Origin of the sequence: Neobacillus cucumis (genome assembly GCF_002860255.1) — a bacterium.
Classification (GTDB): domain Bacteria; phylum Bacillota; class Bacilli; order Bacillales; family Cytobacillaceae; genus Neobacillus; species Neobacillus cucumis_A.
Genome location: NZ_PGVE01000012.1, coordinates 139,878 through 152,137, shown reverse-complemented (window position 1 = coordinate 152,137; position 12,260 = coordinate 139,878). Strand labels below are relative to the sequence as shown.

Sequence of the window (12,260 nt, the reverse complement as noted above, 5' to 3'; positions counted from 1 at the left end):
TCTCCTTTTACTTATATAAATTTTAGATGAATTTAATATAAATAATATATTGTTTGTATTATTAAGGTAACCTAAAATGTATTTATATGCAATATTTCGACAACAAACTACAGGGAGAGATTTAATATGACATATCATCAACTACCAAAAGCGCAAGGTCTCTACCGTCCTGAATTTGAACATGATGCATGTGGAATCGGTTTGTATGCTCATATAAAAGGAAATGCCACTCATGATATCGTGGCAAAAGGACTAAAAATGCTTTGTCAATTGGATCATCGCGGCGGTCAAGGGAGTGACCCATTTACAGGCGATGGCGCGGGTCTTATGGTTCAAATTCCGGATTTATTTTTCCGCCAAGAATGTTCAGACATGAACTTACCTGAAAAAGGGGAATACGGTGTGGGGATGCTGTTTTTCTCAAAGGATGATGCGGAACGGGAAAAAATAGAATCATATATTAATCAATTGGTCGAACAAGAGGGACAAACGGTGCTTGGCTGGAGAACGGTTCCAGTCGATGCTGAAAAAATAGGGGAAACGGCGAAAGAAAGCTGTCCGGTTATTCGCCAAGTGTTTGTTGGCAACGAAAATAGTACGGATTCATTAACGTTTGAACGAAAATTGTACGTGATTCGGAAACAAGCAGAAAAATGGGCAAAGGACTCAGAATATCGCTTTTATTTTGCGAGTTTTTCAAGCAGAACCATTGTATACAAAGGTCTGTTAACACCAGAACAGGTAGATCAGTTCTATTTGGACTTGCAGGATGAGAATTTTATCTCTGCGTTTGCCTTAGTGCATTCACGCTTTAGTACAAACACCTTCCCAAGCTGGGAAAGAGCCCATCCAAACCGCTATTTAATTCATAACGGTGAAATTAATACCCTTCAGGGAAATATTCACTGGATGAAGGCGCGTGAAAAACAATTCGTTTCTGAAGCTTTTGGAACGGATTTGGAAAAAGTAATGCCAATTTTAGATACTGATGGAAGTGATTCCTCGATTTTAGACAATGCCCTTGAATTCTTGGTTCTTGCTGGCCGTAAACCAGCGCACGCAGCGATGATGCTTGTTCCGGAGCCTTGGTCTGAAAATCCTCATATTTCAGATGAGAAGCGAGCATTTTATGAATATCACAGCTCATTAATGGAGCCTTGGGATGGACCGTCAGCGATTTCCTTCACAGATGGTAAACAAATTGGAGCTATTTTGGACCGTAATGGTCTTCGTCCGGCCCGTTACTACGTTACAGAAGATGATTATATTATTTTTTCATCAGAGGTTGGGGTTATTGATGTAGAACCTGAAAAGGTATTATACAAAGAGCGCCTGCGCCCAGGGAAAATGCTATTGATTGATTTGGAAGAAGGCCGGATTATTTCTGACGAAGAAATCAAATCTGAAATGGCACAGGCACAGCCTTATCAGCAATGGTTAGACGAGCAGCTTGTTCGTTTGGAAGAGAAAGTTGAGATTAAGGGAGAGGTTCCTTCTGATTTACTGACTCGCCAAAAAGCGTTTGGATATACCTATGAAGATATTCAAAAATATATCCTTCCAGCCGTAAGTGAAGGCAAGGACCCGCTTGGAGCGATGGGGAATGATATGCCGCTTGCTGTATTGTCAGACCGTCCTCAATCTTTGTTTAATTATTTTAAGCAATTGTTTGCCCAAGTAACCAATCCGCCGATTGACTCGATTCGTGAAGCGATTGTAACTTCAACGATTTCTTATCTAGGCGCGGAAGGGAATCTGCTTCATCCATCGGCAGAAAATTGCCGTCGAATTCAGCTGGAGACACCGATCATCACCAACAGCCAGTTAAAAGATTTAAAGACTAGCGAAGCATTTAAGAGCCAAGTCATCGACATCTTGTTCGCTAATGATCTAGAGAAGAGCCTTGATGAAATTTGCCGTCAAGCAGACGAAGCTATTGCAGCAGGTGCCAGCTTGATTATCCTGTCTGATCGTAACATGAATCAAACAGAAGTAGCGATTCCATCATTATTGGCAGCGAGCGCACTTCATCAGCACTTGATTCGCGAAGGATTAAGAACAAAGGCTAGCATCATTGTAGAAACAGGAGAGGTAAGAGAAGTTCATCATTTTGCGGTCATGCTTGGATACGGCGTCGATGCCATTAACCCATATCTTGTTTTCACTATTTATCAGCAGGCAGTTCAGGAAGGAACTTTATCATTCACCTATCAAGAAGCTGTTGAAAAATACGTTTATGCAATGACCGAGGGTGTTGTAAAGGTCATGTCAAAAATGGGGATCTCAACCGTACAAAGCTATCGTGGTGCTCAAATTTTTGAAGCAGTGGGGATTAGCTCAGAGGTAAATGACCGCTACTTCACTGGAACCGTTTCTCAACTTGGAGGAATTGGTCTTGAGACCATTGCAGAAGAAGCGAAGTTACGCCACGCGGATGCTTATGCAGAATCGACTGACAAGACATTAGATTCAGGAAGTAACTTCCAGTGGAGACATGATGGTGAACACCATGCCTTCAATCCTGGAACCATCCATACCCTTCAATGGGCTTGCCGTAACGGTGATTATGACTTATTTAAAAAATATTCGAATCTTGCAAATGAAGAAAGACTTGGCTTCTTACGTAACTTATTCTCATTCAATGGTTCACGTCAAGCTTTGGCGATTGATGAAGTAGAATCCGTGGATTCCATCGTCCGCCGCTTTAAAACAGGTGCGATGTCCTTTGGATCGATCAGTAAGGAAGCACATGAAACATTAGCGATTGCGATGAACCGTTTAGGCGGGAAAAGCAACTCGGGTGAAGGCGGGGAAGACCCAAGCCGCTTTGTTCTAGATGAAAATGGCGACAACAGAGGAAGTAGGATTAAACAGATTGCTTCTGGACGTTTTGGTGTAAAGAGTCATTATCTTGTCAATGCCGATGAGCTGCAAATTAAAATGGCACAAGGCGCGAAGCCTGGTGAAGGTGGACAGTTAATGGGTAAGAAGGTATATCCATGGGTTGCTGATGTACGTGGAGCAACACCAGGTGTCAGCTTGATTTCACCTCCACCGCACCATGATATTTACTCCATTGAGGATTTGGCTCAGCTGATCCATGATTTGAAAAATGCCAATCGTGATGCCCGTATCAGCGTAAAGCTTGTATCAAAGGGCGGCGTTGGAACGATTGCAGCAGGTGTAGCAAAGGCAGTAGCCGATGTTATTGTTATCAGCGGTTACGATGGTGGAACGGGAGCTTCACCGAAAACGAGCATTCAGCATGCTGGATTGCCTTGGGAGCTTGGATTAGCAGAAGCACACCAAACGCTAATGCTGAATGGTTTACGTGACCGGGTTGTTCTTGAAACAGACGGAAAATTAATGACAGGTAAGGATGTTGTCATGGCAGCGTTGTTGGGAGCGGAGGAATTTGGCTTTGCAACGGCACCACTTGTAGTGCTTGGCTGTGTGATGATGCGTGTTTGCCACTTGGATACATGTCCTGTTGGTATTGCTACTCAAAATCCTGAGCTTCGTAAAAAGTTTACGGGAGAAGCAGATTATATCGTTAACTTTATGCGATTTATTGCACAGGAAGTGCGAGAAATTATGGCAGAGCTTGGTTTTAGAACAGTAGAAGAAATGGTTGGCCGTACAGATGTTTTAACGGTAAGTGATCGTGCAAAAGCACACTGGAAGGCTCAGCATTTAGATTTAACTGCTTTACTTCACAAGCCTGAAGGAGCACGTACGTTTAAACGCCCGCAAAATCACCGAATTGAAGAAACCCTTGATGTGAAATACATTCTGCCAGCTGTTCAACAGGCATTAGATTATGGTACACCTGTCGATGCCAGCTTCCCAATCACGAACGTCAATCGTGTGGCGGGTACCATTGTGGGAAGTGAAATTTCTAAACGTTACGGTGAAGAAGGACTTCCAGAGGATACGATTACCTTAAGGTTTAATGGGTCTGCCGGCCAAAGCTTCGGAGCCTTCGTACCGAAAGGAATGACGCTTGAACTTACTGGAGATGTGAACGATTATGTGGGTAAAGGTCTGTCTGGCGGTAAAATCATCGTCCGAGCAGATGAACACACGAAGTTTGCTTCAGGCGAAAATGTCATCGCTGGAAATGTTGCTTTTATCGGGTCAACAAGTGGTGAAGCTTATATCAATGGACGTGCTGGAGAACGTTTTGCCGTTCGTAACAGCGGTGTAAATGTGGTTGTTGAGGGCATTGGCGATCATGGCTGTGAGTATATGACAGGCGGACGTGTGGTAATTTTAGGCGACGTTGGCAAAAACTTTGGTGCTGGAATGTCCGGCGGAATTGCTTACGTACTAGCTGAAGACAAGGATACGTTTAAGAATTTATGCAACCAGGAATTGATTGAATTTGAATCGGTATCAAGTCCGGCCGATGAGGATGAGCTAAGACAGTTAATCGAAAACCATTTCCGTTACACAGAAAGTGTAAAGGCAAGCTGTGTTCTAGAGGACTGGGAAGAGTGTGTTAGAAAATTTGTCAAAGTGATTCCGAAGGATTATAAACGGATGATTCAATTGATCGAGGAGCAAAAATTAGCAGGCCTTTCAGAAGATGAAGCCGTTATGAGCGCCTTTTTAGCGAATTCCGGAGCAAAGACAAAACCAGTAAAACAGCAGGAAGCTGCAATCCGCTAAGAAAGGGGACAGGAAAATGGGGAAAACAACAGGATTTATGGAATATGCTCGTGAAAAAGTGGGAGAAAGAGATCCCCTCACACGACTAAACGATTGGAAAGAGCACAAACTTCCTTTTTCTGATGAAAAATTAAGCATACAGGGGGCGCGGTGTATGGACTGCGCCACTCCCTTCTGCCATATTGGGATGGAGATTCAAGGAGCCACTTCTGGTTGCCCAATCCACAACCTGATTCCGGAGTGGAATGATCTGGTTTATCGCGGTCGTTGGAAAGAAGCATTGGATCGACTGATGAAAACAAATAATTTCCCTGAGTTTACAGGCAGGGTTTGTCCAGCACCTTGTGAAGGTTCATGTACGGTGGCGATTTCCGATCCTGCGGTAACGATTAAGAATATTGAACAAGCCATCATCGACAAGGGCTTTGAAAATGGCTGGATTACACCAAGAATCCCAGCTTCACGCACTGGTAAGAAAGTAGCTATTATCGGATCTGGTCCAGCTGGTTTGGCTGCGGCTGATCAGCTTAATCAAGCAGGCCACTCAGTAACGGTTTTTGAACGTGCCGATCGTCCAGGCGGTTTACTCATGTATGGTATTCCAAACATGAAGCTGGAAAAAGAAGTCGTGGAACGCCGAGTTCGTTTATTGACACAGGAAGGCATCGACTTCGTTACGAATACAGAAGTGGGGAAAGATATCACAGCTGCAGAACTTCAAGCACAATTCGATGCCGTTATCCTTTGTACAGGCGCGCAAAGGCAGCGTGATTTAGTGATTGAAGGACGCGAAGCAAAGGGAATTCATTTTGCGATGGACTATTTGACTCTAGCAACTAAAAGTCTATTAGATTCAAATTTTGAAGATGGTCAATTTATCAATGTTGAAGGCAAAGATGTGATCGTTATTGGCGGCGGAGATACAGGTGCAGACTGTGTGGCTACAGCCCTTCGTCAAAATTGCCGCAGTGTCGTCCAGTTTGGTAAGCATCCGCAATTGCCTGTAGAACGTACTTCTAATAATTTATGGCCAGCCTATCCAAACGTTTTTACCATGGATTATGCTTATAAAGAAGCGGAAGCAAAATTTGGGGAAGATCCTCGTCAATATTCCATTCAAACAAAGAAAATCATTGCGGATGAGAATGGAAACCTAAAAGAGCTTCACACCATCCAAATGGAAAAATTAAAGGATGAACAAGGTCGTTATTACTTTAAAGAAATTCCAGGTACTGAAAAAGTATGGCCGGCACAATTTGTGTTTATCGCGATTGGTTTTGAGGGAACAGAGCAGCCTCTATTAAACCAATTCGGTGTGCAGGCTGTTAACCAGAAGGTTCAAGCTAGATACGGTGAGTTCAGAACCAACGTTGAAGGTGTGTTTGCTGCAGGCGATGCGAGAAGAGGGCAAAGCCTTATCGTTTGGGCAATCAACGAAGGCCGTGAAGTCGCTCGTGAAGTTGATAAATACTTGATGGTTTAACAATTGACCATTTCAATAGATGGTTAGAATCTATACTATTCTATAGGTACTATAGAACAGCAACAGGCATCATCTCTATAAGATGGTGCCTGTTTTATTTATAGAAATAAAAATCAAAAAAGAAAATTAGCTCTTCTTTAAGCGAATATTTAAAAACTTAAGTATCATGAAAATGCTTAATATAATTATAGCTATCTCAATTTCTATTGCCCAACTATTAAAGCTTCTATCAATAAAAATCCCCACCGCTGAACCTATTGGAAAAGATATCGTTGCCCCCAATAACACACCTGTAATTAAGCCGATCAGTATCCCAAGTATTAACCCCATGGAAATAGCCCCTTTCAAATTTAATCGTTCACTTTTGATACTTTAATTATATGGGGTTTTCACTATCATGTGATAGTTTTCACAAAATGAACCATTTTTTGTCTCGAATCTGTTTAAAAAAATTCATCATTTATCTATTGATTTTCTAATAAATCTCCTAGATTATTATTTTAGCAAAAATGGATAATTAATGGATATTTTCCAATGAAATAGGGGTGTAAAGCACTCGGTTGGTTAGGTTATGATAATTTCCGTTGAAACAAAAAAAGAATTTATGCAATACAAAATCTACCAAATTGAGGAGTGTTCAAACACTTGAAAAAACAATTCATCACTACGATTGCTGCGTTAGGAATCCTAGCGGTTAGTTATTCCAGTCAAGCAAGCGCACATGAGTTGATTTATACGGTCCAATCAGGCGATTCATTATGGAAAATTGCTACTACAAATAAGCTATCTGTAGAGCAAGTTATGCAATACAACCACTTATCTTCTTCTACCATTCGTATTGGCCAAAAATTTTCATTACTTGCTCCACATGCACACACTTCAGAAAAGTCTACTTATACGGTTAAGTATGGTGACAGCCTTTCTTTAATTGCCAAAATTCACAATACTTCTGTATCTGAAATAAAATCTATTAATCATTTAACCACTGACCTGATCAAAGTTGGACAGGTACTTAAAATGCCAGGAGTATCGGTCACACCCTCTCCTGCACCAGTTCCAGAAGTGAAAAAAGCTTTTAATGCAGATGCATTAATTACGGAAGCGAAAAAGTATTTAGGCGTACCATATGTGTGGGGAGGAAGCACACCAGCTGGATTTGATTGCTCGGGATTTTTAAATTATGTTTTTGCTAAGCAAGGCGTATCGCTTCCAAGAACGGTTGCTTCGATTTGGAATACAGCTGCTCCTGTTTCCGCACCAAAAAAAGGAGATATAGTATTCTTTAATACAGCAGGTGGTCCTTCCCATGCAGGTATTTATATCGGCGACAACAAATTTATCCATGCGGGTTCAAGTACAGGCGTGACCATAACAGATATGAACAGCAGCTATTGGAAAGTCCGTTATTTAGGAGCAAAATCAGCAAAGTAACAGAAGAGATTAAAGAAGAGCTCACACTAATTCCTTTCAAAAGGATTGTGTGAGCTTTTCTCTTTGATTATTGAAGCATAAAAACCTCTTTATATGGCGGTTGATCAAGCTTTGTGGTAGTTAAGCGTCCATCGGCTATTAATTCATTTAAGCCATTCTCTACGTCTGATAGGGGGACTCCAAGTAAATCGGCAACTTTTACCGTTGAGATGGACATATATTTCGGTCGATGGGTTGATGATGTAATCATTGAACTTACATATTGATACAGCTCTTCTGTTTCCAAAAAAGAACCCTCCTTTCATTTAGTTTTATAAAATTAGTTTTTAATAAATTTCCCAAATCAGTAAATATTATTATGAGAACCCATTTAGGAGGGAAGCCATGGCATTTCTAAAACCATACGAAATAGCGGAGACAGCGATTGATGCAGGCTTAAAAAAGGCAAAGCTCCCTTTAGCCAAGATGTTTATCTTGGGCATCCTCGGAGGTGCTTTCATCTCTATAGGCTATCTTTTGGATATTCGTGTGACAGCCAATCTCCCAAAAGAGTGGGGAACCTTTGGTTCCTTTCTTGGGGCATCTGTATTTCCTTTAGGTCTTATTCTAATCCTTTTAGCAGGCGGAGAATTACTGACTGGAAATATGATGGCGTTAGCGATGGGCTACTATGCGAAAAAAGTTTCGTTAGGAAGGCTTATTTACAATTGGATATGGATTACCATCAGTAATTTTGTTGGTGCTGTTTTTGTGGCGTATGTTTTTGGCCATCTCGCAGGTCTGACTAGTGAGGATCCATTTCTTACTAAAACTATTGCCTTAGCTCAAGGAAAGATAAGTGAAGCCTTTTGGCCCTCCTTTTTTTCTGCGATTGGCTGTAATTGGCTAGTAGGTCTTGCTGTTTGGCTATCCTACGGTTCACAAGAAATGAGCGGAAAGGTTTTATGTATTTGGTTTCCGATCATGGGATTTGTAGCCATTGGATTTCAGCATGTAGTTGCAAATATGTTCGTTATACCGGCAGCCATATTTGCTCAGCACTTTTCTTGGAATGATTTTGTAAGAAATTTTATTCCTGTTTTTTTAGGAAACGCGGTAGGAGGGAGCATTTTTGTCTCACTGGCGTATTGGCTATCTTATAAAGATTACATAAAAAACCAATCGGGTAGTAAAAGCTAGTAACATTTCATACAGGATTGAATAAAGGAGGCAGGATCGTGGAAGAGTCAACTTTTTCAATAGAGATTAACGGAAAAAAGTATGACGCAAAATCGGGTCAAACTATTTTAGAGGTTGCTAGACAGCAAGATGTCTTTATACCGGGAATTTGTTATCATCCTAATTTAGGTACCATTCAAACGTGTGATACGTGCTACGTAAATGTTGGCGGAGAACTCGTCCGATCATGTGCAACAAAGGTAGAAGCTGACATGAAAGTGGACAGTCAATCTCCTTTAGTCCGTGACGCTCAAAATGAAGCCATGGACCGTATTTTAAGAAATCATGAACTTTATTGTACGGTTTGTGATAACAATAACGGGAACTGTACGATCCATAATACGGTCGAATTAATGGGGATTGAACATCAAAAATATCCATTTGAAGCCAAGCCCTATCCTCCTGATAATTCGCATCCATTTTACCGATATGAGCCTGATCAATGTATCTTATGCGGTCGTTGTGTAGAAGCATGTCAGGACCTGCAAGTGAATGAAACCCTTACAATTGATTGGAATCGAGAAAGACCGCGTGTTATTTGGGACAATGATGTACCGATTGATCAATCCTCTTGTGTTTCTTGCGGTCATTGCGTTAGCGCTTGCCCATGTAATGCTCTGATGGAAAAGTCCATGCTTGGTAACGCAGGATTTTTAACCGGTATTCCTCCAAAAATTTTAGGTCCCATGATTGATCTGACAAAAGAGGTGGAGCCAGGTTATAAGGAGATTTTTGCAATCTCAGAAGTGGAAGCTTCGATGAGAAAAGCCAGAATTAAACGGACGAAAACGGTTTGTACGTTTTGTGGTGTTGGCTGCAGCTTCGAGGTATGGACAAAAGACCGTGAAATCTTAAAAATTCAGACGGATACAGAGGCACCCGTTAATGGAATTTCAACCTGTGTAAAAGGGAAATGGGGCTGGGACTTCGTTAATAGCGAAGAACGTTTAACTAAACCATTGATTCGTAAAGGAAATGAATTTGTGGAATCAACATGGGAAGAAGCTCTTGATTTGATTGCACATAACCTTTGGAAAATTAAACAAGAACATGGTCCCAATTCGATTGGTTATATTGCTTCTTCCAAATGCTCCAATGAAGAAAACTATTTATTTCAAAAGTTTGCCCGTGCTGTGATGGGAACCAATAATGTTGATAACTGTTCAAGATACTGCCAATCTCCTGCGACTGCAGGTCTGTTAAGAACCGTCGGTTACGGAGGAGATTCGGGAACAATGGAGGATCTTATTAAAACCGAACTGATCATTGTTATTGGAGCTAACCCTGCAGAATCTCACCCTGTATTAGCAACTAGAATTAAACGGCAGCATAAGCTTCATGGACAAAAGTTAATCGTTGCTGACTTACGCGAGAATGAACTGGCTCAAAGGGCAAACCTTCATATTCATCCGAAGCCTAGCACGGATTTAATTTGGATTTCAGCTGTTACAAAATATATCCTAGACCAAGGCTGGGAGGATAAAGAATTTTTGAAAAATCGTGTGAGCGGTTTAGAAGACTATATTACGAGTCTTGAAAAGTTCACGTTGGAGTATGCCGAAGAAAAGACAGGATTAAACCAAGAGGTACTTATTCAATTAGCCGAAATGATTCATGAAGCAAAATCCGCCTGTATTTTGTGGGCCATGGGTGTTACGCAGCATAAGGGTGCAACAGATACCAGCACCGCCATTTCTAATTTGCTATTAATTACAGGAAACTACGGCCGTCCAGGAACAGGAGCTTATCCGCTTCGCGGCCACAATAATGTTCAAGGAGCTTGTGACTTTGGAACCATGCCAGCTTGGATGCCTGGATATGAACCAGTTCAAGATCCTGAGGTTCGCGCAAAATATGAAAAAGCTTGGGGTGTAAAGATTCCGGAAGAACCAGGTCTTGACAACCATCATATGGTAGAGGGCATGGATAAAGGAAAACTAAAGGCGCTATACCTATTTGGTGAAGATATGTCATTGGTTGACGCCAACTCCAACCATGTGGATTCTGCGTTCGAAAGATTAGAGTTTTTTGTTGTTCAAGATATCTTTTTTAGTAAAACAGCTCAGTTTGCGGATGTTGTTTTACCTGCTGCACCAAGCCTTGAAAAAGATGGAACGTTCACCAATACCGAACGAAGAATTCAACGTTTCCATAAAGTGTTAGAGCCTCTTGGTGAGTCAAAGCCCGATTGGGAGATTTTCCAAGAACTGGCCAATCGACTTGGAGCGAATTGGAACTACAAACATCCTAGTGAAATCATGGCTGAAGCAGCAAGTCTTGCAAAATTATTCTCAGGAGTTAGCTATGACCGCCTAGAAGGATGGAATAGTCAAGTATGGCCGGTATTAAAAGACGGCTCAAGCACGCCGCTTTTATATGAAAACCGCTTTGCTCTGCCTGAAGGAAAAGCCAGGTTAGTTGCCGTAGATTGGACGCCTCCATTCGTGTCTGGAGAAGAATATGATTTACACCTAAACAATGGCCGTTTGTTAGAGCATTTCCATGAAGGAAACATGACCTATCATAATGAAGGTTTAACCCATAAAGTACCACATCCATGGCTGGAGGTTTCGCTTGAGCTTGCAAAAGAACGAAATTTAGAGGATGGGACATTGGTGAGGTTGACATCCCCGTATGGTCAAGTAAAGGTAAGAACCATGGTGACTGACCGAGTAAAAGGGAACGAGCTGTACTTAACCATGAATACAAGGGAAGATATCGAGGCTGTCAATCGTCTTACGAGCAGCTATCATGATTTGGTTACCCATACACCGGCTTACAAAGAAGCGGGCGTTAAAATGGAAGTACTTGAATTTAAAGGAGAACCACCGTTGCCAAAACATAATCATCGATTTGGTAATAGACTGCCTCAAATCAGCGTGAAGGTTGAAGATAAGTGGAATCGTGAAGATTTCACACCAATTCCAGATTATATCCAACAAATAAAGGGTGACGAATATGGCGAAGGCAATTACGCAAATTAGGGAAGTGCCCCATCCAGAATTAGAACATGCACAGGCCATTTCAGAGATTATGAATGAGTTGGTTGAGAATAAGGAAGTTATTTTAAAAACACTCCGAATTATGAAGGGCCTTAATGATACAAAGGTGTTAGATGCGGTTGAATCCATGATTGATCAGAGGACGGAAATAGGTGCCATTGCCATTCAGCAAGTGAATCAGCCTGCGATGCGGAATGTCATTAAAAATGGGATGAATGCCTTCGCATTCTTAGGTTCCCTTCAACCTGGCCAGCTTTCTGACGTATTGGATGGATTATCTCATGGATTCAAACGGTTGGCGGAGTCAGGGCAAGAAGGGAAAAAGCAAAGTCTTTGGCAACTGAGAAAACGGTTATGGAGTAAGGAAATGCGGGCAGCTATGACAAGTATGGTGAATTTTATGGATGGCTTGGGCGAAGTCTTTTTACGTAACAAGCGGGAAAATTCTTAGCAAA

The 12,260-nt window shown here is 41.6% G+C and carries 8 protein-coding genes; 6 read left to right on the top strand and 2 right to left on the bottom strand.

The window, feature by feature from the left end; translation table 11 throughout:
- Window positions 1–126 precede the first annotated feature (126 nt).
- Both gltB and gltD read left to right on the top strand, forming a co-directional pair.
- Window positions 127–4,671, top strand: coding sequence for a glutamate synthase large subunit (gene gltB / locus CVD27_RS01605; RefSeq protein WP_101646149.1), 4,545 nt, complete (start codon window positions 127–129; stop codon window positions 4,669–4,671).
- Window positions 4,672–4,687: 16 nt separating this feature from the next.
- Window positions 4,688–6,154 carry a glutamate synthase small subunit gene (gltD, locus tag CVD27_RS01600; RefSeq protein WP_101646148.1) on the top strand — a complete coding sequence of 489 codons (1,467 nt, stop codon included), beginning with the start codon at window positions 4,688–4,690 and terminating at the stop codon, window positions 6,152–6,154.
- A gap of 126 nt (window positions 6,155–6,280) precedes the next feature.
- Here the strand turns inward: gltD and CVD27_RS01595 are convergent, their stop codons facing one another.
- The gene (locus CVD27_RS01595) at window positions 6,281–6,484 is read right to left on the bottom strand and encodes a hypothetical protein (protein WP_101646147.1); all 204 of its coding nucleotides are present in this window, start codon (window positions 6,482–6,484) and stop codon (window positions 6,281–6,283) included.
- Between the two features lie 315 nt (window positions 6,485–6,799).
- On the opposite strand from CVD27_RS01595, the gene CVD27_RS01590 reads away from it, so the two are divergent.
- Complete coding sequence (locus CVD27_RS01590) at window positions 6,800–7,585, top strand: C40 family peptidase (RefSeq protein ID WP_101646146.1); 786 nt, start codon at window positions 6,800–6,802, stop codon at window positions 7,583–7,585.
- A gap of 67 nt (window positions 7,586–7,652) precedes the next feature.
- On the opposite strand, the gene CVD27_RS01585 is transcribed toward CVD27_RS01590, so the two are convergent.
- A complete protein-coding gene (locus CVD27_RS01585; protein WP_101646145.1) occupies window positions 7,653–7,871 on the bottom strand; it encodes a PCI domain-containing protein in 219 nt (72 codons plus the stop codon).
- Window positions 7,872–7,969: 98 nt separating this feature from the next.
- Between CVD27_RS01585 and CVD27_RS01580 the strand changes: the two genes are divergently transcribed.
- Genes CVD27_RS01580 through CVD27_RS01570 form a run of 3 tightly spaced genes read left to right on the top strand, consistent with a single transcriptional unit; the run spans window position 7,970 to window position 12,256 of the window.
- Window positions 7,970–8,764 (top strand): formate/nitrite transporter family protein, encoded by a 795-nt coding sequence (locus CVD27_RS01580; RefSeq protein WP_101646144.1) that lies wholly within the window; start codon window positions 7,970–7,972, stop codon window positions 8,762–8,764.
- Between the two features lie 38 nt (window positions 8,765–8,802).
- Entirely contained in the window at window positions 8,803–11,787 is a 2,985-nt protein-coding gene (gene fdhF, locus CVD27_RS01575) for a formate dehydrogenase subunit alpha (protein WP_101646143.1), read from the top strand.
- Window positions 11,762–12,256 (top strand): DUF1641 domain-containing protein, encoded by a 495-nt coding sequence (locus CVD27_RS01570; RefSeq protein ID WP_101646142.1) that lies wholly within the window; start codon window positions 11,762–11,764, stop codon window positions 12,254–12,256. The genes fdhF and CVD27_RS01570 overlap by 26 nt, the downstream gene beginning before the upstream one ends.
- Window positions 12,257–12,260 lie beyond the last annotated feature (4 nt).

What these genes read in the sequence shown, in the direction of transcription:
- CVD27_RS01570 (WP_101646142.1), top strand. Translation starts at nt 11,762, where the DNA reads ATGGCGAAGGCAATTACGCAAATTAGGGAAGTGCCCCATCCAGAATTA.
- CVD27_RS01580 (WP_101646144.1), top strand. Translation starts at nt 7,970, where the DNA reads ATGGCATTTCTAAAACCATACGAAATAGCGGAGACAGCGATTGATGCA.
- CVD27_RS01595 (WP_101646147.1), bottom strand. Translation starts at nt 6,484, where the DNA reads ATGGGGTTAATACTTGGGATACTGATCGGCTTAATTACAGGTGTGTTA.
- gltB (WP_101646149.1), top strand. Translation starts at nt 127, where the DNA reads ATGACATATCATCAACTACCAAAAGCGCAAGGTCTCTACCGTCCTGAA.
- gltD (WP_101646148.1), top strand. Translation starts at nt 4,688, where the DNA reads ATGGGGAAAACAACAGGATTTATGGAATATGCTCGTGAAAAAGTGGGA.